This window comes from Arthrobacter sp. UC242_113, assembly GCF_044054585.1.
Classification (GTDB): Bacteria; Actinomycetota; Actinomycetes; order Actinomycetales; family Micrococcaceae; genus Arthrobacter.
The window spans coordinates 65,565-90,701 of sequence record NZ_CP171971.1 but is presented as its reverse complement, the minus strand read 5'-3'; the positions used below and the strand labels follow the sequence as shown (position 1 = coordinate 90,701).

At 62.5% G+C, this 25,137-nt stretch carries 22 protein-coding genes; 15 read left to right on the top strand and 7 right to left on the bottom strand.

Going from position 1 to position 25,137, the window contains the following annotated elements; translation table 11 throughout:
* Positions 1 to 46 precede the first annotated feature (46 nt).
* Positions 47 to 1,693 (bottom strand): thiamine pyrophosphate-binding protein, encoded by a 1,647-nt coding sequence (locus tag ACHMXB_RS21625; RefSeq protein WP_395405458.1) that lies wholly within the window; start codon positions 1,691 to 1,693, stop codon positions 47 to 49.
* A 115-nt stretch (positions 1,694 to 1,808) separates the two neighbouring features.
* Positions 1,809 to 2,792 carry a LysR substrate-binding domain-containing protein gene (locus tag ACHMXB_RS21620; RefSeq protein WP_395405456.1) on the bottom strand — a complete coding sequence of 328 codons (984 nt, stop codon included), beginning with the start codon at positions 2,790 to 2,792 and terminating at the stop codon, positions 1,809 to 1,811.
* Positions 2,793 to 2,912: 120 nt separating this feature from the next.
* Between ACHMXB_RS21620 and ACHMXB_RS21615 the strand changes: the two genes are divergently transcribed.
* The 13 genes from ACHMXB_RS21615 to ACHMXB_RS21555 all read left to right on the top strand — a co-directional run bounded on the left by ACHMXB_RS21615 (position 2,913) and on the right by ACHMXB_RS21555 (position 15,445).
* Positions 2,913 to 4,385 (top strand): 2-hydroxymuconic semialdehyde dehydrogenase, encoded by a 1,473-nt coding sequence (locus ACHMXB_RS21615; protein ID WP_395405454.1) that lies wholly within the window; start codon positions 2,913 to 2,915, stop codon positions 4,383 to 4,385.
* Between the two features lie 5 nt (positions 4,386 to 4,390).
* On the top strand, positions 4,391 to 5,182 hold the full coding sequence (locus ACHMXB_RS21610) for a 2-keto-4-pentenoate hydratase (RefSeq protein WP_395405452.1): 792 nt from the start codon (positions 4,391 to 4,393) through the stop codon (positions 5,180 to 5,182).
* The gene (locus ACHMXB_RS21605) at positions 5,179 to 5,589 is read left to right on the top strand and encodes a RidA family protein (protein ID WP_395405450.1); all 411 of its coding nucleotides are present in this window, start codon (positions 5,179 to 5,181) and stop codon (positions 5,587 to 5,589) included. The genes ACHMXB_RS21610 and ACHMXB_RS21605 overlap by 4 nt, the downstream gene beginning before the upstream one ends.
* Positions 5,590 to 5,636: 47 nt before the next feature.
* Entirely contained in the window at positions 5,637 to 6,182 is a 546-nt protein-coding gene (locus tag ACHMXB_RS21600; protein ID WP_376044981.1) for a 3-hydroxyanthranilate 3,4-dioxygenase, read from the top strand.
* 41 nt (positions 6,183 to 6,223) lie between these two features.
* Positions 6,224 to 7,273 carry an amidohydrolase family protein gene (locus tag ACHMXB_RS21595; protein ID WP_395405448.1) on the top strand — a complete coding sequence of 350 codons (1,050 nt, stop codon included), beginning with the start codon at positions 6,224 to 6,226 and terminating at the stop codon, positions 7,271 to 7,273.
* 68 nt (positions 7,274 to 7,341) lie between these two features.
* Positions 7,342 to 8,691, top strand: a complete 1,350-nt coding sequence (locus tag ACHMXB_RS21590) for an MFS transporter (RefSeq protein ID WP_395405446.1) — start codon at positions 7,342 to 7,344, stop codon at positions 8,689 to 8,691.
* A gap of 92 nt (positions 8,692 to 8,783) precedes the next feature.
* The gene (locus ACHMXB_RS21585; RefSeq protein WP_395405444.1) at positions 8,784 to 9,926 is read left to right on the top strand and encodes a thiolase family protein; all 1,143 of its coding nucleotides are present in this window, start codon (positions 8,784 to 8,786) and stop codon (positions 9,924 to 9,926) included.
* A complete protein-coding gene (locus tag ACHMXB_RS21580; RefSeq protein WP_395405442.1) occupies positions 9,923 to 10,228 on the top strand; it encodes a zinc ribbon domain-containing protein in 306 nt (101 codons plus the stop codon). The genes ACHMXB_RS21585 and ACHMXB_RS21580 overlap by 4 nt, the downstream gene beginning before the upstream one ends.
* A 7-nt stretch (positions 10,229 to 10,235) precedes the next feature.
* Complete coding sequence (locus tag ACHMXB_RS21575) at positions 10,236 to 11,849, top strand: ATP-dependent acyl-CoA ligase (protein ID WP_395405440.1); 1,614 nt, start codon at positions 10,236 to 10,238, stop codon at positions 11,847 to 11,849.
* A gap of 276 nt (positions 11,850 to 12,125) precedes the next feature.
* The gene (locus tag ACHMXB_RS21570) at positions 12,126 to 12,929 is read left to right on the top strand and encodes a 2-keto-4-pentenoate hydratase (RefSeq protein WP_395405438.1); all 804 of its coding nucleotides are present in this window, start codon (positions 12,126 to 12,128) and stop codon (positions 12,927 to 12,929) included.
* A gap of 41 nt (positions 12,930 to 12,970) precedes the next feature.
* On the top strand, positions 12,971 to 13,909 hold the full coding sequence (locus ACHMXB_RS21565) for an acetaldehyde dehydrogenase (acetylating) (protein ID WP_395405436.1): 939 nt from the start codon (positions 12,971 to 12,973) through the stop codon (positions 13,907 to 13,909).
* Between the two features lie 2 nt (positions 13,910 to 13,911).
* Positions 13,912 to 14,937: a 4-hydroxy-2-oxovalerate aldolase gene (gene dmpG / locus ACHMXB_RS21560; protein WP_395405434.1), complete on the top strand. Its 1,026-nt coding sequence runs from the start codon at positions 13,912 to 13,914 to the stop codon at positions 14,935 to 14,937.
* A gap of 160 nt (positions 14,938 to 15,097) precedes the next feature.
* Entirely contained in the window at positions 15,098 to 15,445 is a 348-nt protein-coding gene (locus ACHMXB_RS21555) for a carboxymuconolactone decarboxylase family protein (protein WP_395405636.1), read from the top strand.
* A 257-nt stretch (positions 15,446 to 15,702) separates the two neighbouring features.
* Here ACHMXB_RS21555 and ACHMXB_RS21550 read toward each other — a convergent pair whose 3' ends face one another.
* From ACHMXB_RS21550 to ACHMXB_RS21540, 3 genes are all read right to left on the bottom strand, one after another.
* The gene (locus ACHMXB_RS21550) at positions 15,703 to 16,350 is read right to left on the bottom strand and encodes a nuclease-related domain-containing protein (protein ID WP_395405432.1); all 648 of its coding nucleotides are present in this window, start codon (positions 16,348 to 16,350) and stop codon (positions 15,703 to 15,705) included.
* A 488-nt stretch (positions 16,351 to 16,838) separates the two neighbouring features.
* Positions 16,839 to 17,936, bottom strand: coding sequence for an ATP-binding protein (locus tag ACHMXB_RS21545; protein ID WP_395405430.1), 1,098 nt, complete (start codon positions 17,934 to 17,936; stop codon positions 16,839 to 16,841).
* A 387-nt stretch (positions 17,937 to 18,323) separates the two neighbouring features.
* Positions 18,324 to 18,704, bottom strand: a complete 381-nt coding sequence (locus ACHMXB_RS21540; protein WP_395405428.1) for an Lsr2 family protein — start codon at positions 18,702 to 18,704, stop codon at positions 18,324 to 18,326.
* Between the two features lie 567 nt (positions 18,705 to 19,271).
* Here ACHMXB_RS21540 and ACHMXB_RS21535 point away from each other — a divergent pair.
* Positions 19,272 to 19,532 carry a hypothetical protein gene (locus tag ACHMXB_RS21535; RefSeq protein WP_395405426.1) on the top strand — a complete coding sequence of 87 codons (261 nt, stop codon included), beginning with the start codon at positions 19,272 to 19,274 and terminating at the stop codon, positions 19,530 to 19,532.
* A 157-nt stretch (positions 19,533 to 19,689) separates the two neighbouring features.
* A complete protein-coding gene (locus ACHMXB_RS21530) occupies positions 19,690 to 19,998 on the top strand; it encodes a hypothetical protein (RefSeq protein WP_395405424.1) in 309 nt (102 codons plus the stop codon).
* 553 nt (positions 19,999 to 20,551) lie between these two features.
* Here ACHMXB_RS21530 and mobF read toward each other — a convergent pair.
* Positions 20,552 to 24,829 (bottom strand): MobF family relaxase, encoded by a 4,278-nt coding sequence (gene mobF, locus ACHMXB_RS21525; RefSeq protein ID WP_395405634.1) that lies wholly within the window; start codon positions 24,827 to 24,829, stop codon positions 20,552 to 20,554.
* The gene (locus tag ACHMXB_RS21520) at positions 24,810 to 25,022 is read right to left on the bottom strand and encodes a relaxase domain-containing protein (RefSeq protein WP_395405632.1); all 213 of its coding nucleotides are present in this window, start codon (positions 25,020 to 25,022) and stop codon (positions 24,810 to 24,812) included. The genes mobF and ACHMXB_RS21520 overlap by 20 nt, the downstream gene beginning before the upstream one ends.
* Between the last annotated feature and the right edge of the window lie 115 nt (positions 25,023 to 25,137).

The window sequence follows — 25,137 nt, the reverse complement described above, 5'->3', positions numbered from 1 at the left end:
TGATGCATGCCGGATAGGTGTGTGTTGCAGGGGTTCGTTGGCCCTCCTAGTGGCCTTTGAACGCTTCCTCAAGCCACCATGAGGCAAAGCTGACGGTCTTCGCGTCGATCAGCAGGGGGGTGTCACGAGGTCCAGCGAGCCAGTGACGGACGGGATCGAGGTCTTCGGGTGTCCTGACGGTGGCGGCTGTGAACCCGTACCCACGGGCGATAGCCGCAAAGTCAGTGTCGGGGAACGTAATGAGCCCCATTGCGTGGTCGCTTTCACCGAAATGATGGACCTCGGCCCCATAGGCGGAGTCGTTGTAGACGATGACTACCATCGGAATGCCCAGACGGACGACCGACTCCATCTCGGCCGACGCCATCAGCGCACCGCCGTCGCCGGTACCAAGAACCGGAAGGCGGTCCGGCTGGGCGTACGCGGCGCCAATAGCACTAGCTAGGCCGAGGCCGACACACTGGAAAGCTTGGCTGAAGACGAGTCCGTTTTCGTCGGGGATATCGAGGAAAGCGCTCGGGTAGCCGAGAAAGTTACCCGAATCGACAGCGACCACGCGTTCCTTATCGAGCAGGCGGTCCAGGGCGATGGTCAGCGTGCGGGGGTCTATGCGCTCACCGTCACCGAGATCCTCGTACGGAACGTCCTGCCAGCGGCCCTCACACTTGATAGCCTCCGCCATTTCTTCCGTGCGGTAGCCAACCCTCGACAAACCACGCTTTTTCAACTCGTTTGTCACTGCGGCCGCCGTGGCAGCGGAGTCACCGAGTACGCCGAAGTTGATAGGACGGTGCTTACCAGGTGCCAGTGGATCTACATCGACCTGTACCACGGTAGCTTCGGGACCGATGAGTGTGCCGTGACGCATCGTCCACATATTCAGAGCTGAACCGAACGAGATGATCAGGTCAGCGCCCTGGATGCTGCGCGCCGCCAACGGCGTACTGAAGCCGCCGGAGATATCGAGGTAAAAAGGGTCATCGTTGAACAGTCCCCGGGCGACGGCGGAGGTTGCCAACAGAGCGCCCGACGCCCGGGCAAGTTCCCGCAATTCGGGACCGGCAGTGCGGCCGCCCCGGCCGGCAATAACAACCGGGCGTTCGGACCGCTCGATAAGGTCCGCCAAGCGGGTAACGTCTCCGGTTGCGGGTGCCACCGATGGGCTCAGGGCGGTCAAACCGGGCAGGGATGGCAGAAACTCTTCAGTGGTCTCAGCGCTTTGGACGTCAAGGGGCAGATTGACCAGCACAGGGATGCGCCGTGTGACGGCGGTCCGATAGGCAAGGGCAACATCGCGGGCTGCGGTTTCTCGGGTGATGCGGAAGCTGGCAGCCCCTACCGATTCGACCAGGCGGTCCTGCTCGATGCGGAAGTTGGAGTGAATCGCCGAAGCGGCAACCTCCGCTGTCAGAATCAGCATGGGAGAACCCGACTTTGCGGCCTCTGTTATGCCTGTTATCGCGTTTGTAAGGCCGCATCCCTGGTGCAGGGAGATGGCAGGAACGGAGTCACCAACCCGCGCGAAAGCATCAGCCATGGAAGCTGCACCACCCTCGTGGCGGGCTGCGACGTAGGTCGCCCCGCGCTCGACAAGGGCTTTCGTAATGTCATAGTTGCCGCTGCCAACGACGCCGAAGACCTGCCGAACGCCGAGGCCAATAAGGGTTTCGGCCACTTTCTCGAATACACGCATCTGAATTCTTACCTCGAATTATGGGTAGGGGTGGTTTGCCGCAGGGTTTTGATAAACATGCTTCCTTGCCGGGGACAGATATGGCTAATGCCTATTTGGGTCCCCTGGGTTCCCATTAGGGCATACCTGGGGTGCCCACGGGGCGGGTTTGTTTGCGGATAGCGGCAGGAAGTGTTTTGCGGATGTCGGTGGCCACCTTCTCGATGCATTGCAGCATCAGTGCGACGGCGGGGCTCGGCAGTCTGTCCGGCAAGGTCGTCACGCCAACGGTCTGTCCGATGCCCTTGATCCGTGCATCCACAATGCGCAGCAGCGGGTCGGCGGCGCCGATGGTGTGCGGTTGAAGAGCAAGGAAGTCGGTTTCCGCCACGATGGCACGAAGAGTCAACGTCGAGGAGCAGTCCACCTGCTGTTCGGGCAGTTCGAGGCCGTCACGCGCGAAAGCACGCTCCAGCTCTCCGCGTAGCGCGGTCTGCGCGATGGGCATGACCCAAGGGTAATTCCGCAGGTCGGCCAGAGTCGTGGGGCCGAGGTCAAGAACAGGGTGTCCAACCCGCGCAACTACCTCCATGGGCTCGTGGTAGAGAGCGGCCTGCTGCAGCTCCGGCTCGCCGTGCTGGGCCGTGAGGCGTCCTACAACCACATCAATTTCGCCGGTGACGAGTCCGTTGACTAACCGGTCGGGGGTTGCCTCGTGGACATGGATACTCACATGCGGGCGTTGCTGTTTGAGCAGTGCAATTGCTTTCGGTACCAGCAGGTTCCCGCCCGCTACGTAAGTGCCGATCGTAACCGATCCAGCAGTTGCGTCAGCAAGCTCGGCTATGTGCTGTGTCGCCTGCTTAAGGTGTCCCACGACAGCTCGGGCATGGTCGACGAAAACTTCGGCATAGGGTGTGAGGCGAACACCCCGCGCCCCCCTTTCAAAAAGCGGGGCTCCCAGAGCCTCTTCGACCTCGCGCAGTCCCCGACTGACCACTGGCTGGGTTATGTAGAGATGTCTCGCAGCACTGACGATGCTGCCCTGTTCCGCAATTGTCAGCACCAGGACGAGGTGGCGAATTTTAAGTGGCCCGTTCAGCAGCGATCTGATGTCCATGCCAAGATGATATGCCCATTTAGACATGGGCGGTTTGGGAATAAGCATTCGACGGACATGGATGTGGCGAGGAGACTGGGTGATGTAACCCACATCGACAACCCGGGAGAAGTGTCCACTATGGCGATTCCTACCCTGCGTAACTTCGTCGGCGGAGCCTTCATTGACGCGACCGCTGCCACGTTTGAAAAAATCAGCCCGGTGGACGGCAGCGTGGTCTCTTACGTTGCAGAAGCCGACCGCGGCACCATCGACATGGCAGTGAAGGCGGGCCGCGGTGCCCTGCAGGGCCGCTGGGGCCGTTCAACTGTCAATGAGCGGGCCGCGCTGCTGCGCCGCATCGCCGACCGTATTGAGGCACGTTTTGATGAGCTGCTGGCGGCGGAAATCGCGGACACCGGCAAGCCGGAGCCGCTGGCCCGGGACCTTGATGTCGCCCGTGCGGCCGCGAATTTTCGGGCCTTTGCCGACATTATTTCTGCCGAGGGCCTCGACTCCTTCCTGACCGAACTGCCCGATGGACGGCGTGCTCTTAATTACGCGCTTCGCCGGCCGCTGGGCGTCGTTGCCGTAGTGGTTCCGTGGAATCTGCCGCTGCTGTTGCTGACTTGGAAGGTTGCCCCGGCGATCGCGTGCGGGAACGTCGTCATTGTGAAGCCATCGGAGGAAACACCGTCTTCGGCCACGGTGCTTGCGGAGATCATGGCCGAGGCGGGCGTGCCCGATGGCGTGTTCAACTTGGTCCACGGCTTTGGGCCGAACTCCGCGGGAGAATTCCTCACCACGCATGAGGGCATCGATGGGATCACTTTCACAGGCGAATCGTCAACCGGTTCGGCCATCATGCATGCCGCCGCAGCCAACGTGCGTCCCGTTTCCTTTGAACTCGGCGGCAAAAACGCGGCACTCGTCTTCGCCGATACCGATATCGAACGCGCCATTGACGGACTCACCCGGTCCATCTTCACAAATACTGGCCAGGTGTGCCTTTGCACCGAACGTGTGTACATCCAGCGCCCCATTTTCGATGAGGTTGTCCAGGGGCTCGTCGAACGCGCGAAGGGCTTGACGCTGGGCAGGCCCCGGGACGCCAGCACCACGACGGGTCCGCTTATTTCGCTGAACCATCGGCAGAAAGTGCTTTCATACCTGGAACGGGCTCAGCAGCAGGGCGGGGAAGCCATTGTGGGTGGCGGCATCCCGAACCTTGGTCAGGAGCTCAGCGGCGGTGCCTGGATCGAACCGACGTTGTGGACCGGACTGAGCCACGACGCGCCCGTCATGCGTGAAGAGATTTTCGGTCCCGTCGCCGGTCTTATCCCCTTTGACGACGAGGAAGAAGCAATACGCCTGGCCAACGATACAAAGTACGGACTCGCCGCCTCCGTTTGGACCAGCGATCTGGACCGCGGTCACCGCGTGGCCGGACGCATGAATACGGGCATTACATGGGTCAACACATGGTTCCTGCGTGACCTTCGCTCCCCGTTCGGCGGCGCCGGGCTGTCCGGCATCGGCCGCGAAGGCGGCACCCACTCCCTGCATTTCTACACCGAGCCCACAAACGTGTGCGTGAACCTCAGCGAGGCCTGATCCTAATGACCACTACACAGTCAGCCACCCACGACGCCACGGCAATTGCCCGCCAGCTCGACCAAGCAGAGCGTGAGGGCAACGCCATCGCCCAATTCGGTGACATGCTCTCTCTTGAGCAGGCCTACCAGGTACAGTCCGAACTGCTCGCGCTTCGCTTAGCCCGGGGGGAGAGCATTGCCGGTGCCAAACTCGGCTTCACGAGCGAGGCAAAAATGGTGCAAATGGGCGTGCATGAAGTAATCGTCGGATTCCTGACCGCGGACATGCACGTGGACGGAGGCTCCGCCCTCAAGCTTGACGGGCTCGTTCACCCGCGCATTGAACCCGAGGTCGCCTTCCGCTTTGGGCAGGCTATACCGCCTGGGGCATCGGAGGAGCAGATCATTGCCAGCGTTGACGCTGTCGCTCCCGCACTTGAGGTCATTGATTCGCGCTATCGGGACTTCTCCTTCAGCCTCGCCGACGTCGTCGCGGACAATACGTCGGCAAGCCGCTATGTCTTGGGGGAATGGACCGAATTCACAGACGATCTTGCCGGCCGCGCCGTAACCCTGCTTGTCGACGGAACAATCACTGAAACGGGAAACACTTCAGCGATCCTCGGCGATCCCATGAATGCACTCAAAGCGTTCGCACGCATGAACTCGCGCTACGGGGCCGGGCTGCCTGCCGGCGCTGTGCTTCTGGCGGGCGCGGCGACCGCCGCGGTCGCTCTGGCCCCGGGACGGACAATCACGGCTATTGTCGCCGGCGTCGGCACTGTCGAACTGAAGACCGCCGGAGCTGCAGCATGACCGGCGCTAGGCTCATTGAGCACTTGGCAAAGCCCCGGGGCCGCTTTCCTCACGTCAAGGTCGCGGGTGACTTCATCTATGTGTCCGGAACCAGCAGCAGGCGCCCGGACAACACCTTCGCCGGCGTAGAAGCGGACGAACTGGGCACAACAAGCCTCGATATCCGCGCTCAGACTGAGGCGGTCATCGAGAACATCGGCGAAATCCTGCGCAACGTCGGCGCCTCCCTCGACGATCTCATCCAGGTCACGACGTTCCTGGTGAGCATGAACGACTTCGGCGGCTACAACGAAGTGTACGCACGGTACTTCGACGAAAACGGTCCCGCGCGTACTACCGTCGCAGTCCACCAGCTGCCCCACCCGCACCTCCTAATTGAGATTCAAGCCGTGGCACACAAGCGGTAACACTGACCACCACCATCACCACCAACGGAATAACAAGGAGCAAGGCAATGACCGAAAGCAAGAACAAGACAAATGTCCTGCCCGTCTTCAACTTCCAGCAATGGCTGGCCGAGAACGAGGCCTCACTGAAGCCCCCGGTAAACAACAAGGCCATGTGGACCCAGGTAGACGACTTCATCGTGCAGGTCGTGGGCGGCCCGAACCAGCGCACCGACTTCCACGTTGACCCCTATGAAGAATGGTTCTACCAGGTCAAAGGCAACATGCACGTCAACATCGTTACCGATGAAGGCGTAAAGCGCGTCGATATCCGCGAGGGCGAAATGTGGCTGCTCTCCGGGAACATCCCCCACTCGCCCCAGCGACCGGAAGCCGGCTCAATCGGCATCGTCATCGAACGGATCCGCGAGGAAGGCACCACCGAGAAATTCCAGTGGTACTGCCTCGAATGCTCACACCTCGTTCACGAGGTCGAACTGCAGGTCCGGGACATCGTCGCTGACCTGCCGCCGGTATTCGAGCAGTTCTACGCCAGCGACGCGGCCGCCCGCACCTGCAGCAACTGCGGCTCCGTTCACCCCGGCCGGGGCTGACCCTCACCCTCCGGCTCGACAAGACACGAGGAAAAGAACACGTGGACACCGTTCAAGCAACTATAGACATCCATACCCACTACGTGCCCAAGGGCTGGCCGGATCTCGAGAGGGAAACCGGCGGCAGCGGCCCCTGGCCCTGGCTGCGCAGCGATTCGGAGCGGGAGGCGATGCTTATGCTTGGCTCCACCGAGTACCGTCCCCTCCGGGCCGCGGCATGGGCCGCCGAAGAGCGGCTGGCTGCAATGGATGCTGACGGAGTTGACGTGCAGGTGGTCTCACCCACTCCACTGTTCTTCTCCTACGCCCGTGAAACCACGGAGGCCATAAAGGTCAGCCGCATCTTCAACGACCTCGCCCTGGAAGTCTGTGATCCAGCGCCTCAACGACTGATCCCGTTCTGCCAGGTCCCGTTACAGGACACAGACGCAGCCTGCAGGGAACTCGACCGCTGCCTGGAAAACGGACACGTCGGCGTTGAGATCGGGAACCATGTGGGGGACCGCGACCTCGATGACGAAGGCATCATCGCATTCCTTCAGCACTGCGCGGATCGCAATGCAGCCGTCTTTGTGCATCCCTGGGACATGCCCAGCTCGCCACGACTGGAGCGCTGGATGGCCCGCTGGCTAGTGGGCATGCCCGGGGAAACACACCTTTCGATTCTCTCGCTCATCCTGGGCGGCGGCTTCGACAGGCTCCCCCCACATTTGCGCCTGTGCTTCGCCCACGGCGGCGGGTCCTTTCCCTACTGGGTCGGCCGCATGGACAACGCCTGGCACCAGCGGCCCGACCTCATCGCAACATCCGAGTTTCCCCCGTCACACTATCTGAACCGGTTCAGCGTTGACTCCGCGGTTTTCAACCACGCCTCATTGCGGCTCCTTGTGGACGTAATGGGCAGCGACCACATCATGCTTGGTTCAGACTTCCCGTACCCCTTGGGCGAACGCCCAGCCGGACACCTCATCAGGCAAGCGGAATTCCTCACAAAGGAACAACAACAGCAGATGCTGGGCGGCAACGCCCAACAATTTCTCGGAACTGATTCCGGAGTCACCATGCTGGCGGAAGAACAGGCTGCCAGCTGATACCTCATCGGCACGATCCCCACTGTCGTGGATCCTCACCGAAAACCCTTTTCCAACAGGAGACGCTCATGTCACAGAAAGCACCTGGCGCTATTAGCGCCAAAAGTCCAGGAATCAGGCGTTACGTTATAGCTTCCCTCGTCGGGAATTCTTTGGAATGGTACGACTTCTTCCTATATGCAACGGCCGCGGCCATCGTATTCGGGAAACTTTTCTTCCCGGCCGGCACTGATCCCCTCGTGGGAACGCTGGGTGCCTTTGTAGGGTTTGCAGTCGGATTCGCGGCCCGCCCCTTGGGTGGTATTCTCTTCGGTCACATCGGTGACCGGGTTAGCCGGAAATCAGCCTTGGTTCTGACCCTGAGCATCATGGGTATCGCCACCTTCCTCATGGGGCTGCTCCCCACCTATCAGCAGGTAGGAATCTGGGCTCCTATCCTGCTGGTCATCCTGCGGATTTTTCAAGGCATTGCTGCCGGTGGTGAATGGGGCGGCGGAGTTCTGATCATCAGTGAGAACTCCTCCGATCAGCGCCGGGGACTATTCTCTGCGTTCAGTCAGGGAGGAGTCACCCTCGGGTTTGTCCTCGCTTCGGCGGCGTTCTATCTGGTCCAACTGCTCCCGGAGGATCAGTTCATGGCCTGGGGTTGGCGTTTGCCCTTCCTTCTGAGCGTGCTGCTCTTTGGCGTCGGCATGTACATCAGGTTCCGTTTACCGGAGACGAAAGAGTTCGAGCAGGTGAAAAAGACCGGCGAACGGGCATCGGTGCCGGTTTTGGCGGCACTTCGGACTCATCCCAAGGAAATTCTGGTCGCAATGGGCCTGAGGGTGGCGGAAAACGGCGGGTCCTACTTGTTGCTGTCATTCTCCCTGGTTTACGGTGTGCACGTCGGAGTCGAAAGAGGAACACTGCTCCTGGGCGTGATGCTTTCCATGCTGTTCGCCTTCTGCACCATCGTCTTTTTCGGACACCTGTCGGACAAAATCGGCCGGCGGAAGGTTTACGCTTTCGGCGCCTCAGCTCTGGCACTCATGGCATTCCCATTCTTTTGGCTCATCGATTCAAACTCGTCTGCCCTGATCATCCTTGCCTACTTCATCGGTAACGGAATCTGCCATGCGGCAATGATTGGGGCTCAGCCGGCATTTTTCCACGAACTGTTCAGCCCCGAAGTCCGCTACTCCGGTATGGCGTTGGGCCATGAGCTTGCCGCAGTTTTTGCCGGAGGACTGGCGCCCTTCATTGCCACCGCACTGCTGCTCACATACGACAGCTCCACGCCCGTATCGCTGTACGCCATTGGGCTGGCCGCGATTACCTTGACGGCGCTGGCCTTCTCTAAGAACCTGGGCCGGCAGCACAGCTCACCAACGGATGAGCAGACAGGTGTCTCTGCGCTCAAAACAGCACAGCACTAGAAGCTTCAGGTGCACATCCGTTAGTGGCAGGAACGCACTGGCAGTTCCTGCCACTGACGGCGGACAATACTGGAAGAGAAAAGAAATCAGTCATGGCAGTTTCCATCATCGGCGCCGGCGAGTCACCCTACACGCGACATCCTCAACCGGGAACCACCACATCACGCACGCTCGCTGACGCAATCGGCCGTGCCCTCAAGGATGCAGGGCTCACTCCGGGCGACGTCGACGGCTTCGCCGTCTCGAGCTTCACCCTGGAGCCGGACCACGCAATAGACCTGGCCTGGAAGATGGGATTTGAGCTGTCCTGGCTCATGCAGGACACCAACGGCGGTGCCAGCGCCGGAAACATGCTCCAGCACGCAGTCCATGCAATTACGGCCGGCGACGCCTCCGTGATCGTGATCGCAGCGGGAGACGTGATGGATCACACAGCCTTCGCCAAGCTGGTGGCCAGGTACAACAGCGCCACAGAGAACCACCTCACGCCGTTGCCCCTGGCCGGTCCCAACGCTCTGTTTGCCATGTTAACAAGCCGGCAGATGGAAAAGTTTGGCCTGGTGCGTGAGGATTACGGCCGGATCGCCGTGGCCCAGCGCCAGTGGGCAGCAGGAAACCCGGGGGCGGTCTACCGCACCCCGCTGACGCTGGACGACTATCTTGGTGCACCCATGGTTGCCGAACCCTTGGGCCGTTTCGACTGCGTTCCCCCGGTCACGGGTGCCGACGCGGTCGTCATAGTCGCTGATGAGAGAGCCGACGGGAAGCGGAGGGCCAAAGTACTCTCAGTTACCGCGTCCTACAACGCCGACAACCAGGTCGGGGACGGCCTCCAGACCGGACTGCGGAAGTGTGCGCCGCTGGCATGGGAGCGGGCGGGTGTCTCACCGGAAGATGTCGACATCATTAGCGTGTATGACGACTACCCGGCGATGGTGGTGGCGCAGTTGATGGACATCGGGGTCCTCGCCGACGGTGCAGACATCGCAGAATTTATTGATACCCGAATTCATTCCCGGGATCTGGCGCTTAACACCTCGGGGGGCCAGCTCTCAGCCGGTCAGGCAGGATCGGCCGGTGGCCTGCACGGTCTCGTCGAAGCGGCGCGGCAATTGCGCGGGCAGGCAGGAGACCGACAAGTGCACGCAAAGACTGCCGCGGTCAGCGGATACGGCATGGTGCTGTACCGGCACGGCTCTTGCGCAAACCTGACAGTGCTGGAGGCCGCCCGATGAGCGCACTTATCCAGACCTGCACCAACTGCTCGGCATCATATTTCCCGGCCCGACTCATCTGTTGCCGCTGCCATGGGACAGAGTTCGCGGACGACAAGGCCGACACAGGAGTAGTTGAGACAACAACCCGACTCTCCAATGGCTTTCAAATAGCCACAGTCACCTGCCCAGGTGACGTCTACTTCATCGCCCGCATCATTGGTGGAACTGCCGATGCCGGCGATCGGATCAGGCTGACCAACGATCCCAGCGACGATACCGAAGTGGCTGCATTTGTGCCTCTACACGGAACGGAACTTTAGGAAAATCATGAGAGAAATCGCCACTACCAATCCAGGACCCGGCGCGATGACCGTGTCCGGCATGTTGCTCAAAAGGGCACAGGAAGCACCCACCACGCCCCTCCTGCGCTGCGCTTCCATCCGCCGCAACGGACAACAGATGGTTCAAGCGGTTGCACGCGCTGGCGATGTCTTGCTCAAGCACGGAATCCGCGCAGGCGATCACGTTGCTTTGATGTCGGCCAACCGGATCGAACTGCTTGACTTCATCCTCGGCTGTGCCTGGATTGGAGCCGTTGCCGTTCCAATCAATACCGCGGCCCGCGGAGAGCAGCTCCATCACATTCTCTCCAACTCCAAGTCATCCCTTCTCATCACCGAGACCCCTCTGCTGGAGCATGTAATTCGCCTTCCCCAGCTTCCGGAACTTCGCCAAATCTGGGTCGTCGACGAGGCTGACGTCCCTGTCGAAACCGGTTATCCGGTTTCTGCCCTACCCACCTCAACTAAGGAAGCGGAACCCGTCGACGTTGCTCCCGGCGACACCGCAGCAATCCTCTACACCTCCGGCACGACCGGCGTATCAAAGGGCGTCCAATGCCCCCACGGACAGTTCTACTGGTGGGGAACAAATGTAAGCCGGCAGCTTGAAATCTCAGCTGAAGACGTCCTTTACACCTGCCTGCCGCTCTTCCACACGAACGCCCTCAACGCATTCACCCAGGCCCTCGTCAGCGGAGCCGAATATGTCCTTGGACCGCGCTTCTCCGCTTCACGTTTCTGGTCAGACGCCCAGGAAGCGGGAGCAACGTTTACCTACCTGCTCGGCGCCATGGTCAGTATCCTTGCCAGCAAGCCGCCTGCTCCCGGGGACCGAACTCACGGCATTACCGCTGCTTTGGCCCCTGCAACCCCCGCTGGATTGCTGGAAGACTTCCGGGACCGTTTCGGAGTGACGCTGATAGACGGCTACGGCTCCACCGAAACGAATTCGATCGTGGCTGCAAGCAGATCTGAGCAGCGCCCTGGCTACATGGGAAAGATCCAGCCCGGTTTCACTGCCCGCGTAGTGGATGAATACGGCTTGGAAGTCCCGGCGGGTGAACCCGGCGAACTATTGCTGCGCAGCGACCAGCCCCATGCGTTCGCAACCGGTTACTACCAGATGCCCGAAGCTACCGTCCAGGCATGGAAGGACCTTTGGTTCCACACCGGCGACCGCGTCGTGATAGAGCCCGACGGATGGCTGCGGTTCGTCGACAGAATCAAGGACGTCATCCGGCGCAGGGGCGAGAACATCTCCTCCGCTGAGGTCGAACAGGTCCTGCTGGAGCACCCCTCCATCAGCGAAGTAGCGGTGTACGCCGTGGACTCCGAACTCGGAGAAGACGAGGTTATGGCGGCCATTGTTCCCAAAGGCCCGGTAGATTTCAGCGAAATCACAGAATTCTGTGAACCGCGGCTCGCGAAGTACGCCATCCCCCGCTTCATGCTGGTCCGCGATACTCTGCCGCGCACCGAAAACGGGAAAGTGCGCAAGTCAGTCCTGAGGGACGAGGGTAAAGAAGCCGCTCAGTGGGACAGGGAACTGGACAAAACCCGCGAACAGACACCCGTACCCAGCACACCGGTACTCACATAAGAACGCAAGAGCTGGGCACCGTCTGCGCGATTCAAGCCAGACAAACGTACCGACGTGGAAGCATCTAAAGAAACAACCTCACAGGACTACCGGTTCTTGGGCGTTTCTTCACAGGCGGCTGCTCCTAAACCAAGCACAAGCCTTCTTCATCCAAAAATGCCATCGCTCGTCTTTCCACAATCAGTCCTACGCAACCGCACACCAACTGCCGGGTTACCCACCTTCGACCAAGTACGGGGGGTGACGGCAGGACCTGAACACAGATGGGAGCAAGAAATGCAGACCACTCATACCCCTTCCCGTGAAGCCATCCTGAATGGGTTTGCCGAGGAACTCATGACTGCCGGCTCAACACGCGTACCCGTGGCGCCACTGCGGGACCGGGTCACGGCCATGACCGTTCAGGACGCCTATGAGGTCCAGGAAGCCCAGCTGCGCCGGCACCTCAGTACCGGCCGTGTACTTGCCGGTAGGAAGGTTGGATTGACCTCTCTGGCCATGCAGTCCCAGCTCGGCGTCGATGCCCCGGACTTTGGATTCTTCTTCGAAGACATGGTCCACCACGAAGGTGCACGGATCCCCACGGATGGCTTTATCGCCCCGAAGGTCGAACCCGAGTTCGGATTCATGCTCAAGAATTCGCTGCAGGGCCCGGGCGTAACCTACCAGCAAGCTGCAGCCGCGATCGGAGCGGTCTACCCCGCGATCGAGATCATCGACTCCCGGATTGCGGACTGGGACATCCGTTTAGTGGACACAGTGGCGGACAACGCCTCCTGCGGAGCCATCGCGGTGGGGCAAAGCCCGCTGGACGTCCCTCTAGACCGGCTGACCGAGGTCGAATGCGTACTGCGCATCGATAACCACCCGGCCGAGACCGGCACCGGTAAAGCCGTGATGGGCGATCCCATCGAAGCGTTGGTTTGGCTGGCCAACGTCCTCGGAGAACAAGGAGTCGCTTTGGCAGCCGGCCAGCTCATCCTTCCGGGATCCTTCACGAAGGCTCTTCCGGTCGTGGCGGACAGCAGTGCAACAGCTGACTTTGGGGCCCTCGGGTCCCTGACCATCCACTTTATCTAGCCCGGCGGCACGTGCAGCCGGAAACAATCAAAGGAACCCAGATGGCTAAAAAGACTGCCGCGATCGTCGGCTCCGGCAACATCGGCACCGACCTGATGTTCAAGATCATGCGCCGTAGCACCAACCTCGAGATTAAGTACATGATCGGCGTGGATCCGGCCTCGGACGGGCTCGCCCGCGCGGCCCGTCTCGGCGTCACCACCTCGGCGGAGGGCGTTGACTGGCTCCTGGCCCAGGATGAACTGCCCGACTTCGTCTTTGAATGCACCTCGGCCAAGGCCCATGAAGCTAACGCCCCAAAGTACAAGGCCGCGGGGATCCATGCAATCGACCTGACTCCTGCCGCCGTCGGTCCTTACCTGTGCCCGGTGGTGAACCTGGACGCCCTCGAGGATGTCCTGAACGTCAACATGATCACCTGCGCCGGGCAGGCCACTACGCCGATTGTCGCCGCGATTTCCTCGGTGGTGCCCGTGGACTACGCCGAGATCGTCGCCTCCATCGCCTCCAAGTCGGCCGGTCCGGGAACCCGTGCCAACGTTGACGAGTTCACCGAAACCACCGCCAAAGCACTGGAAGAAGTGGGCGGGGCAAAGCGGGGCAAGGCCATCATCATCATCAACCCCGTGGAACCACCCATGATCATGCGCAACACCATCTACGCCGCGATCCCCGCCCAGGCGGCCGAACCCGGCGACCTGCAGGACAAGATCCGTGCCGCGATCAACGAAGCGGTGGCCAGGATCCAGGACTATGTTCCCGGATACTCGCTGCGGGTGGAGCCCCAGTTCGACGCCGCCCGCGACGACTGGAACGGCAACGGCCGCGTCGGCGTCTGGGTCCAGGTCAAGGGTGCCGCGGACTACCTGCCCGAGTACGCCGGCAACCTGGACATCATCACCGCCGCCGCCACCCGGACAGCGGACCTGCTGGCCGAACGCATGGACGCCGCCGTCCCTTCAACACCCGTAGGAGCATAACCATGACAGCAACCAACGACCTCAGTGTCCGGCTGACGGACACCACCCTGCGGGACGGCTCCCACGCCATGAGCCACAAGTTCACCGAAGAACACGTTCGCTCCGTGGTCCGTGCCCTCGACGACGCTAAAGTCGAAGTCATCGAGGTCACCCACGGCGACGGACTCGGCGGGTCCTCCTTCAACTACGGGTTCTCACTCACCCCGGAACTGGACCTGGTTCGCGCCGCCGTGGACGAAGCGAAAAACGCCCGGATCGCCGTTCTCTTGCTCCCAGGCCTGGGCACCATCCACGACCTGAACCAGGCCCACGACGCCGGCGCCTCAGTCGCCCGCATCGCCACTCATAGCACCGAAGCCGACGTCTCCATCCAGCACTTCCAGCACGCCCGCAAACTCGGCATGGAAACCGTCGGCTTCCTGATGCTCTCCCACCGCACCACCCCCGAGAACCTGGCCAAGCAGGCCCGAATCATGGCCGACGCCGGCTGCCAGTGCGTCTACGTCGTCGATTCAGCCGGAGCCCTGATCCTCGAAGACGTCTCCGACCGCGTCTCCGCCCTCGTCACCGAACTCGGGGATGACGCCCAGGTAGGCTTCCACGGCCATCAGAACCTAAGCTTCGGCGTCGCCAACTCCGTCTACGCAGCCCGCGCCGGCGCCAAACAGATCGACGGCACCCTCGTCGCCCTCGGCGCCGGAGCCGGCAACTCGCCCACCGAAGTGCTCGCCGCCGCGTTCGACCGCCTGGGTATCAAGACCGGCGTCGACGTCCAGGGACTCATGGCTGCAGCTGAAGACATCGTCAAGCCCATCATCACCCGCATGCCCGTCATGGACCGGGCCTCCATCATGCAGGGCTATGCAGGGGTCTACTCCTCCTTCCTCATCCACGCCGAACGTGCAGCGGAACGCTACGGCGTGCCAGCCTGGAAAATTCTGGAGGAAGTTGGAAAGGCGGGGTACGTCGGGGGCCAAGAAGACATGATCGTCGATGTCGCCGTAAACCTGATGGCCGGCAGCAGGTAAGACACCCAACAACAACCCTTTCCAGCAACACCAACGCTTCGTCGTTAGTCGAGTTCAACGAGGGCCCGTTCGGGCACCGGGCCCCCGAGGCAGGTGTGGCTGCGCCCTAACACCGTCGCCAGATTTTGCTGCTGCGAAATGAAAAGAAAGTTGCTTGCAGATGACACAGGAATTGGTCGAGCATTACCACCACCCTTCGGACCGAAAATTTGACCGGCTAACGCGTCAGGGGGCGCCGGCAGGTAATAAAGCCTTCATCGAAATGCACCAGGCCGCCTTCGATCCCGCGGGGGAGATCCCGCTGAAGTTCAAGGAGTTGATGTCTTTGGCCATCGCCCTCACCACGCAATGCGCCTGGTGCATCGAAGCCCATAGCAAGGGCGCCAAAACACAGGGCGCTACCCACGAGGAAATCGCCGAGACCATCACCTTGACGGCAACCATGCGCGCCTCCGCCGCAATGGCACACGGCAGGATGGCCTGGAAGTTCTTCACCTCAGAGGACTAAACAACATCACCCCGGAGGCTGCAGCGTCGGATACAGCTACACCCCAACCTGACGTCAGGCAACTGCCTAGAAGGGCGTCAGAGTAGAGTTCGGTTTCGTTTTAGCTGACGCATCCTGGCGAAGGTCTTAGATCTCAACCTGACACATCTAGTTGCGATGACTGCCTACAATGGCGGGATTTTTCGCAGCGCTAGATGTCGGCCCAGTACTCGAAACCGATTGCTTAGTGCTTCTGGACAGCTTGGCACATCGACACCTCACGCATGCTTGAACCGCGAGGCTATCGACTCGCGGATCCTCGCCACATCAACGTCGCCGGCTGTCTGCTCCACAAGCATTTTGGCCAGCCGTTTCGGCCAGAGCACGTGTACGCTGCGTGTCGAGAACGCGCCCCCGATCAGGGGCCAGTCTGCTTCGATGAAGCACAGCGCCCCGGTGACCGGAACATCCCCGACGAGGTCGCGCACGACGTCGACCTGGTTGAGCACCCCATCGACCAGTTTCGTGCAATCACGCCGCCCAACGAGGAGCTTCTCGGCGCGTGGGCGAAGGATCCCACCCTCGATCTTCAGTTCAGGCCGTCCCTTGTACCGCTTGGCATCGATCACCCAGATTCCACCGGGGGTGATAGCGATGTGGTCGATGTTGGCCTTCGAACCAGGGATGCGTCGGTCATGAAGGACAGCCAGGCCATCGGCGGCCAGGGCATTTAGCCGAGCGCCGAGGCGTTCCTCACCGATTGCGCCTCGATCCCAGGACTTGGTGTGCGGCCGCTCGTCAGAGAGGGCGACGGCGAGGCCGCCGAAAGGACCCCACTTCTCGCGGAGTTTTTCCTCGTCCTTCGCCTTGCGGCGTTCATATTCGCGTCGGGCGGACGACCCTGCAACTCCAGGCTCGGTAGTCAACGGTTCATCGGAAGCTGGTTCCAGGTCGGGGGATATGGATTCCGCAGCCTCGATGCCACACTCTAAGCAGCGGATGGTCTTCGTCTCGCTGTCATAGATCGCTTCTGTTCCGGCCGGAAGTGAGGAACCGCAGAGCCGACACGCTCCGGCGTAGCGGAGTCTCATCTGCTTCATGAGGATGCACTTTCGATCACTGCACGGACCTCGTCTGCTCATAGATAGATCACGGCGGTCAGGCCGCGGATGCGCTTTGCTATGACCCAATCCTCGCCCACGGCAGGAACTTTTGCGGGTGTGCCGCGCGTAGCGGCACCCAAAGCCCCTCGCGAACTGTCTGGGTGCAGGATCCTCCAACGCGTAGAACCCTGCGTTCTCATCAGGTGAATCGTTCCGGCAACCTGCGGACGAACCTGTCCGCCGTGTTTTTCCTCCTGATGGAGGAGTGCTCGTCGACTGGTGACTGCCCACTCGCCGGCGTGGCAGAACTTCTATCGGCTTGCGTGTGAGGTCATATATTCGCGCAGTCCCGGGATGGCGAAGTCGACGAGTCCGTATCCGGCCGGTTCTATGAGGCCGGCGTCCAAGAGACGCGTCCGATAGTTGCCTACGGCGTTTGGTCTCATCCCGGTGCGCCTGCCAATATCCATGGTGGAGGACGGGCCTGAATCTTCGGCCATCGCCCGGAGGAAGTCCTGGTCCCTTCCCGATGTTGTCGACAGGGCTGCCTCGATGACCACTCGTTCGTTTCTGCGGCGGGCGGCGGAGACGGCCCGTTCCACGGCGTCCGGATCCAAACTGTCGGGGTTCCGTTCCGCTTCCTGCCAAAGGAAGTAGCCGACGAGCTGAATCAGGAACGGGTATCCACCGGTGGCTTCCGCCGCGTCCCTTGCGAGCTCCCCGCTTAGGGGCACGCCGGCGCTGGCAAAGGTTTCCGTGAAGGAGCGTTCAACCTCGGTGATCGAAGCTGCGTGCAGGTCGATGCGGTCCGCCCGACGCAGGAAGGTGGCCACGCCTTCATTGAGGAGGTCCGAGACGGCGGCCGGCAGCCCAGCGAAGATGAGGCCGATGGGAAGCCCGTCACGGATGAAGTGCTGGACGTCCGCGGCGAGCTGGGCCAATTCACTCCGGTCAGCAGCATGGATTTCATCGACGGTGATGATCAGCCCGGTTCCCCGTTCAGCGAGGAGGCGCAGGAGGGCAACGCCGCGGGCACGCCAGTCGACCTGTTCCTCAGGCGCCAACTGCGTGGTGACGGAGAAGCCAGCCACGGACACCGCGGTCACACGGCGGCCGGTCGGCCCCTCCCCCAGATCGTTGGCCAGTCGGCGCATCGCTTCACCGATACGGCCTAGAAATCCTGGAGTCGCGGTCTCGGACACTACTGCCCACCCGTCTTGCAGGGCCAGGTCCTCTGCTGCGCCGAGCATGACGGTCTTGCCGATGCCTCTGGCGCCGGTGAAGATGGTGAGAAGGCCCGGTGCCCCTGAACCGATCCTTAGTCCATAGGCGAACTCGTCGAGCACTCCGCCGCGGCCAACCAGGTCAGGCGGTGTCGCTCCAGCGGTCGGGCGGAAGGGGTTCTCCATTGGACTCGGGCTCCTGTGAACGTCTGTGAATCTTGTGTATCTTGTGAATCTTCAGCTTAGCCCCCGGGCGAAGGAAGTGCGGGCGCCTTTAGAGACTCGAGGAACACCGACGCACCGGACAATTCGAGGCGAGAGTCGAGCGGCAGGGGCACGTACCGTCGGCTCCCTGGTGGGGCCGAAAGCTCGTGCTCCACTAAGTGTCGACCCAATCCTTGGCCTCAATAGAACCGGCTTGCAGGCTTTGTACCCGATTAAATTAAGAAACGTCCAGGGCCCGAATCTTTTGATTCCGACCCTTGTTTATCAGTCATTATGCCGTTGTACTGGTGGCCTTGTGGCCGCCGGCGTTTGGCGGGAATATTTAAAGCCGCTCAATTCAGACAATTGTCAGTGGGCAGCTTGGTACTGCTCAACAATCTCTGCCTGGATACGGCCACGGGCGTTGACTGTAAGCCCCTGATCCTGGGCCCACTTCCGGATGGCCTTCGAGTCGATGCCGCCGGACGGAGACCTGCGGCCAGCAGGTCGGCCACGTCCTCCGGAAGTCCTGCGTGCTGCGCCGGTAAACCTGGTGAGGGCCTGTCGGAGCTCACTTGCATGCGCTTCGCTGAGGTCAATCTCATACTCGGCACCATCGATAGCGAATTGCACGGTCTCGCTGGCTTCAGAACCGTCGAGATCATCTTCGAGAATAATTACTGTTTTGCGTGCCATATTGAAAACTTTATCACTGGAATACCAGTATTCCGTTCCGCTCGCCCGTCTCATGATTCCACTCAAATGGGAGAGACCATAGCGCACCGATTATCGGTGTGGAGGAAATTGACGCGGCCGACCGCAATGCGCTTGCTGATTGTCCAGGCGGCGTCTGGACAATTAGGCAAGTTGTGCCTCCTCCCGGGAACGGTATGGAAGCCTGGTCACCTGGGCGGCGCGCCGGTCGGCGACTGCATCAACGGCGTGCCGCGGCAACCGGCGGAATGTGCAGAACAGCCTGTTGGACGATTGCCGAGGCAAGAAGCGTTAGCGCTGGCGCCGTTCTTGTTTTCTGAGCACCCAGTACAGCGCCCGGGTTTGTCTTCCTCGCGCTGGCCGGTGCCTTGCTGGCCAGTGTTGCGCGGGAGGGTGGGTGCCTTCACTGCGTGCTGCTGCGAGCCTGCCGCTCACTTGATCCGCGGGGGCTGTGCCGACGGACCGCTTCGGATACGTCCCTGGCCACAGGCCCCGGCAGATTTTTTGGATCCCTGGGCATCAGGCGGTCCTTGCCTTGCCGACGCGTGCCGGGGGTATCCGTTTCGCTCACCGGAGCAGCCCATCCCCTGTAGCATCAGGCCCATGATCCCAGACCACGAGGACCAAGAGCACGAGGACTATGTCGAGTACCTGATTCAGAGTGGCCGCGAGCTGAACGACCTCAGCCTGGAGCAGCTGGGGTACCGGCCCCGGCCTGAAGATCTGGGCACCGATGATCGGCACGCCCTGGAGGCCGAGGATCGGCAATGGATGGAATCGGTGACCCCGGAGCAGCGGGACAAGAGCCTGTTCCAAGCAAAGCTGCTGGCCGGGGCGCATTGTGGGAGGCCTCGGCCGTCCTGATCGACCAGCTCTTCGAGGACCTCGCCGCGCTGCGCGACTTGGACGAAGTCACCAGGCAGGACATCGCCGAAACCTACGTCCTGTCCGGACTTCCGCCCGGCACGCCGACAAGTACGACGTCCCGTTCGCCCAGCGGTTCCTCGTCATCGCCGCAGACATGTCGGCGGCGCTGGTCCGCGGCTGGACCCACCCCTCCTGCGTGGCGCAGGAGCTGGCGGTGAGGTGCCTGCTGGACCAGGTGGAGGTGATCCAGGACCTGTACGGGCTCGATCTGGAAGACGGCTGGCGCGGCCAGGTCGAAGAACACCTTCTCGAAGATACCGACAGCGAATTGCTGTACCAGAACGCCTTGGACGGCTTCGAAGACGACGTCGAACTGAACATGCAGCTCGGCTTCGCGCCGATGAGCCTCAAAGACTGGTTCGAGCCCTTCAATCACTCCCGCGTGCCGGCCTTCGTTCGCTGATAACTTGCCGGCCAAGGACCCTTGCTGGCCGGGTCTTCCGTCCCTGGTGGCTCGCGGCCCAGGCTCCCCGTAGAGGCCACGCCCGCCTGTGCAGATACGTAGGCCAGCAGGAGCGAAGACAGGTAACCGCCCCCGTATACCGCGACGGCACAAGGGTGTTATCTGTAAGAGGGCGGTTGAATGTTGAGGCCCCCATGGCTCAGGTCACCGGCCGGATGTGGTTGTTTCGGGCGTGTGTGTTCCGTCCCGAGCGGGAGTGTGTCGGTGACCTGGGACCAAAGTCCGTGGTGACAGTGGGAAGCCTGCCAGCATTTGGCTGACAGGCTTCCTGGGTGTTTGGAAACGCCCTCTCGAACATGCGCCCGCACGAAGGGTCCGGCATGGCCTGACCGCCGCGTGTGCGACCGCGTGAGTCTCGAGGATAGAGACTAAAAAGGCTGCCCCGGGGGCTCGCAGTGCACTGTCCAGCGCACCGCTTCCGGAACAACCTTCCCACCTACCCTGGCAAAAGACGGCAGCATGGCAGCTGTCCTCCTGTGCCGCGGCTGCTGCTTTACCAGCCGATGCCGGGGCCGCGGTCCTGCCGGGGCGTGGGTTCGTCGGTGCGGCGGGTTTCGTCGCGGCGGGCTTGTTCCTGGGCGCGGCGGGCCTTGATCTGTTCCAGGGCTTCCTTGACGGCTTCCGGGCTCCTGGTGTCAATGTCAGACCTGTGGTTCCTGGCGCGGTTTTCGCGGACCTTGCGGGCCAGTGCGGCGATGCGTTCGGCGCGTTCCTGGGCCGGGCTGAGCTGCGTCTCGGTGCCGCGTGTTTCGCGGAGGTGGTCCACGACGTGCTCTGCCGGTGTCGGGGTTTCCTTCACGGCGGCCTCGACCCGGGCGGCTTCGGCCATGAGTGATGCGTCCGCGGGCGCCAAGGGTTCCTTCGCGGTCTGGGCGCTGTACTTGTGTATCGCCGTGACCCGGGAGGACAGGTCACCGCCGATGCCTTTGCCTTGGTGGGTTTCGGGGACAGGCCGGGTTTCGCTGGTGGGGATCCGGTAGGTGTCTCGGTAGGTGGAAATTTCAACGGCCAGCTGACGCCATTGTTCCTGCCGGGCAGTGTCGGACGGTACGGGTCCGAGTGCTGCTGCCCATGCCGGGGGTTCGGCTGCGAGCTGAGCTCCGAGACGTGTGGCTTCGGTGGCCATGAGTTCGCGGCGGGTTTGGAGTTCCTGCCGCCAGAGGGCAGGGGTGTCCGGGTGGGTGAGGACGTCGGCGGGTGCAAGCCATGCGGGCAGCTGGTCCGCTGCCGGTTGGGCGGCGACAGGCTGTGGCAGCTGTCGGCGGAGTTCGATTTCGGCGTGGATCCGTTGCTGGATCTGTTTGGCCCGCACCCGCGGAGCGCTGCTATTGCGGTTGTGGTTGCTGACGGCGCCGCGTTCGTAGGCTTCATCGGCCCCGGCCTCGGGGTGCATCAGGTCCCGCAGGGCCTTTTCCTTGTGCAGGGATGAGGCGAGCCAGCGGGCCTTCCGGAGGGCGGCGGGGTCGTTGATGGTCGTGTCGGTGCGGGTTTTCTGCTCTGCGGCGGTGATCCGTGCGGCGAGGTCGTCGTCGCTGAGGTGGCCGTGCAGGCGGCGCTGCCAGGGAGTGTCCTTCCTCTCGGCGCTCCATCCGCGCAGCAGGGTCTTCCGGTCCACGTCGTCGGTGGCAGCGGCCCGGGTCGTGTCCGCTTCGGCGCGCATGAGTTCGCCGATGGAGCGCTTCTCGAGCCGGGCGAGGGCTTCGTCGCTCAGTGCTTCCAGGGGCCGGTGCCCGGGATTGGCGGCGCGGGCCCGCCATTGGTTGAGCCGGTCTTCGATCCGCCAGGCGAGCACGGCGCCGGGATCGTTGGAGGCGTCGAAGTCTCCTTCGTCGATGCTGTCGCCCAGCAGGTTGAGGATGTTGTACCCGTCGTTTTCTGCGGCGCGGAGGTGGGTGGCGATGGCGCCCCAGGCGTTGGAGTTGATGAAGGGGCCGGCTGTGCCGTCGCCGAGTTCGCGGCGTGCGAGATTGGCCATGCGCAGTTCGTTGGCCTGGTGGTCGATGTCCCGGTAGGCCTCGGACATGTCCGGCAGGGATCGGGTCTGGGCGCGGGCTGCGTCCATCTGTTCGTGGGCGGTGAGGTTCCCGTCGTGGTTGGCTGCGACAGAGGTCAGGACGTCGTCCAGGGTTTCCCCGTCGTCGACGATGCCGTAGAGGTTGTTGGTTTCGCGGCCGCGGGAGGCTGCGACGTAGGTCAGGGAGCGGGAGAGCTTGGAGCTGATCAGGGCGTGGGTGGTGTCGCAGGTGACGCCCTGGGTGCGGTGGATGGTGGCCGCGTATCCGAGCATGGTCTTGGTCCGCACGTACTCTGCGGGGAGGGTGATGGTGCCGGCGTGGTTGTCGTGGCGGACGGTCAGGGACCCGTCGGTGTGGACTTCGCGGACGGTCCATACGTCGTTGTTTTTCACGAAGTCTTTGCCGCGGTTGGTGGCCAGTCGGCGGTTGTTTTCGCGGGTCACGATCACGTCCCCGGCGCGGGCGGTGAGGCCATCGCGAAGGGTCGCGGCCGGACCGTCGTGGAGACTGCCGTTGCCGAGCCGGTAGGCCTGGGCGCGGGCGTTCAGTTCGGTGACGGTGGCGTTGTCGGAGGCCATCATGACGGAGTGTTTGCCGTTTTCGGTGTCGCGCTGCCAGGCGGCGAAGACCTGGGAGGTCATGGTTTCGGCGTCCCCGCCGACGACGCGGCGGTTGTCCCGGTAGAAGCCCCAGGGGTCATCGACCCCGGTGGCGGGTGGTTCGCGCAGGGCCAGGGTGGCGTCCGCTTCGGCGTTGTTGGGTGTCCCGTCCGGGTTCCGGAAACGGTGCAGGTCCTCCAAATGAACAGCTCCGACGGTGTTCTTTAGCAGGCGCAGGGCGCCGCCGGAGCCGACGGCGGAGAGCTGCTGGTCATCGCCCAGGGCACGGACGACGGCGCCGTACTGGTCGGCGATGGTGACGGCGGCGGCGAACATCTGGGTGCCGACCATGCCGGCTTCGTCGATGATGATGACATCGCCCGGGGCGGGGGTGACCTTCTGTGGGGAGTCGGTCTGGTGGCCGAGTACGAAGGAGTCGATCGTGGTGGCCTTGGCTCCGAGTTCGGTGCCCATCACGGCGGCGGCGACGGCGGTGGGTGCCAGGCCGATGACGCGGCCGCCGGCTTCCCTGACGGTGTCCGCGGCGAGTTTGAGTGCTGTTGTTTTGCCGGCGCCGGCGGGGCCGACGCCGACCATGAGGAGCCGGTCGCTGCAGGCGAATTCCTTGGCCATGGCCAACTGGCCCGCGTCGAATGCTTTGTCCTGGTGAGCGAGGGCAGTGTCGAAGGACTCTGCTGTTGCGGCGGGGATGACGACGCGCTGCGCGGCGGTCAGGAGCCGGTCTTCGCTGTGCAGGATCCCGGAGGAGGTGTAGAGCGTGGAGTGGGCCTTGCCGTACTTGGACGCCCCGTTCTTCAGCCTCAGGGCGGCGATGTCGGGGGCGGGGGTTTCGGGGGTGATGCGGAGGGAGAACTGGTCGATGGCGCGGGCTTTGACCTGTTCGATCAGGGCGGGTGGGATGGGGAGTTCTCCGAAGCGGGAGCCGAGTCGGCGACGGGTTTCGGCGTCGATGTGGTGTTCTCCCCAGACTCCGCGGGAGCGTTCCAGGGTGTGGATGACGTCTTGGGCTTCCTGTGCGGGGTCGATCTCGTCGGCGTGTGCGACCATCCACAGGGGGTCGTCCTGGTCTGCTTTTTCGCGGGCGTCGTGGCGGTGTGCCCGGGCCTTCTGCACGGCTGCCGGTCCGGTTTCGACGCCGGGGATGGATCCGAGTTCTTCGGTCCACTCCCCCACCAGCACCGAGAGCTGGCGTGCCTGTTTTTTGGCGGGCCGGGTGTCCAGTGTTGCCTGCTGGGCGAGGGCGATCATGGCCTTGGTGTTAGGGGCGTAGCCGTGGTCTTCGGTGTAGTCGGCGACGAGCTGATCCAGTACCGGTTTAATCCCGTCGCGGCGGGACGAGGCGGCTTCGATGGCCGCGACGTCGACGCCGGCGATCTCGATCACCGGCCGGTCACCGCCGACTTTTCGTTCAATCAGACCCACGCCGAGGCGGGCGCAGATCTTCTCCATGACAGCCCGGTTGTAGTGTTCGGAGGCGGCGACGTTGAACTGGTACAGGAGCCGTCCGTCCAGGGACGACCATTTCCCGTCGGCGCCCAGGACCTTGTTGGATACGACCACGTGGTCGTGCAGCTGGGGGTCGCCGGTGCGTGAGTCGTAGTGCCGGAACGTGGTGTAGATCAGTCCGCCGTCCACGTCTTCCTGGCGGACGCCGTTGCGTCCCCGCCGGGTGAAGGTCGCCTCCCGTTCGAGGTATTGCATGGTCTCACGAATCGCTTCGTGGTGCGCCGCTTCGATCTGTTTCCGGGCTTCGTCACCGCCGATGGCCCACAGCACGGAGGCTGATTTGGCGGGGGCGAAGACGAGGTCGTAGCCGGCGACGGCCTGGGATCCTGGTTTGGTTTGGGCGGTGACGAAACGGCCGAGTTCTTCCTTGTCGGAGGCGTTGCGGCCGTTGAGTTCGCGGAAGTATTGGGCGCCTTCCTTCATGCGGATCTTCCGGCGGGTGTCGGCGTCCGGTTCGCGGTGGTTCATCCGCTGGTAGTCGCCCAGGGCACGGTCAACGCGTGCCCGTAGTTCGTTGTCTTTCTGCCCGTAGCGCGGGTAGCGGGCACCCAAACGCACGTCCGCGGCCGGGTTCGCGGCGAGCATGCCGTCCGCATTTGGGTGCAGGCCTTCACCGAAAAGTGCCGCCATCTGGGTCTCGGTGACTTCGCCGGTGACGCCCAGGTGGGCCACTCCCCCCGCCGCCCCATTGGCCGGGCGGGTTGCCGTCCACGGTGTAGTAATCGCCCAGGGAACGGTCCCCGGCGCGCAGCTCATCACCAGAGGCGACTTCACGTGTGTAGTACGTGTATCCGTCGCCGGCACTGAGCTTGTGCACGGTCATCACGGATGCCAGCCTACCCGCCCGGGAGCCTCACTTGTCGATGATGCATGAGGTGTGACAGATTTTGGCGTTTTTCGTTCTGCTAGGCGGTGGACACGACGGAGGAGGTAGCCGG

What these genes read in the sequence shown, in the direction of transcription:
- ACHMXB_RS21625 (WP_395405458.1), bottom strand. Translation starts at nt 1,693, where the DNA reads ATGCGTGTATTCGAGAAAGTGGCCGAAACCCTTATTGGCCTCGGCGTT.
- ACHMXB_RS21620 (WP_395405456.1), bottom strand. Translation starts at nt 2,792, where the DNA reads ATGGACATCAGATCGCTGCTGAACGGGCCACTTAAAATTCGCCACCTC.
- ACHMXB_RS21615 (WP_395405454.1), top strand. Translation starts at nt 2,913, where the DNA reads ATGGCGATTCCTACCCTGCGTAACTTCGTCGGCGGAGCCTTCATTGAC.
- ACHMXB_RS21610 (WP_395405452.1), top strand. Translation starts at nt 4,391, where the DNA reads ATGACCACTACACAGTCAGCCACCCACGACGCCACGGCAATTGCCCGC.
- ACHMXB_RS21605 (WP_395405450.1), top strand. Translation starts at nt 5,179, where the DNA reads ATGACCGGCGCTAGGCTCATTGAGCACTTGGCAAAGCCCCGGGGCCGC.
- ACHMXB_RS21600 (WP_376044981.1), top strand. Translation starts at nt 5,637, where the DNA reads ATGACCGAAAGCAAGAACAAGACAAATGTCCTGCCCGTCTTCAACTTC.
- ACHMXB_RS21590 (WP_395405446.1), top strand. Translation starts at nt 7,342, where the DNA reads ATGTCACAGAAAGCACCTGGCGCTATTAGCGCCAAAAGTCCAGGAATC.
- ACHMXB_RS21585 (WP_395405444.1), top strand. Translation starts at nt 8,784, where the DNA reads ATGGCAGTTTCCATCATCGGCGCCGGCGAGTCACCCTACACGCGACAT.
- ACHMXB_RS21580 (WP_395405442.1), top strand. Translation starts at nt 9,923, where the DNA reads ATGAGCGCACTTATCCAGACCTGCACCAACTGCTCGGCATCATATTTC.
- ACHMXB_RS21575 (WP_395405440.1), top strand. Translation starts at nt 10,236, where the DNA reads ATGAGAGAAATCGCCACTACCAATCCAGGACCCGGCGCGATGACCGTG.
- ACHMXB_RS21570 (WP_395405438.1), top strand. Translation starts at nt 12,126, where the DNA reads ATGCAGACCACTCATACCCCTTCCCGTGAAGCCATCCTGAATGGGTTT.
- ACHMXB_RS21565 (WP_395405436.1), top strand. Translation starts at nt 12,971, where the DNA reads ATGGCTAAAAAGACTGCCGCGATCGTCGGCTCCGGCAACATCGGCACC.
- dmpG (WP_395405434.1), top strand. Translation starts at nt 13,912, where the DNA reads ATGACAGCAACCAACGACCTCAGTGTCCGGCTGACGGACACCACCCTG.
- ACHMXB_RS21555 (WP_395405636.1), top strand. Translation starts at nt 15,098, where the DNA reads ATGACACAGGAATTGGTCGAGCATTACCACCACCCTTCGGACCGAAAA.
- ACHMXB_RS21545 (WP_395405430.1), bottom strand. Translation starts at nt 17,936, where the DNA reads ATGGAGAACCCCTTCCGCCCGACCGCTGGAGCGACACCGCCTGACCTG.
- ACHMXB_RS21540 (WP_395405428.1), bottom strand. Translation starts at nt 18,704, where the DNA reads ATGAGACGGGCGAGCGGAACGGAATACTGGTATTCCAGTGATAAAGTT.
- ACHMXB_RS21535 (WP_395405426.1), top strand. Translation starts at nt 19,272, where the DNA reads ATGATCCCAGACCACGAGGACCAAGAGCACGAGGACTATGTCGAGTAC.
- ACHMXB_RS21530 (WP_395405424.1), top strand. Translation starts at nt 19,690, where the DNA reads ATGTCGGCGGCGCTGGTCCGCGGCTGGACCCACCCCTCCTGCGTGGCG.
- mobF (WP_395405634.1), bottom strand. Translation starts at nt 24,829, where the DNA reads ATGGCGGCACTTTTCGGTGAAGGCCTGCACCCAAATGCGGACGGCATG.
- ACHMXB_RS21520 (WP_395405632.1), bottom strand. Translation starts at nt 25,022, where the DNA reads ATGACCGTGCACAAGCTCAGTGCCGGCGACGGATACACGTACTACACA.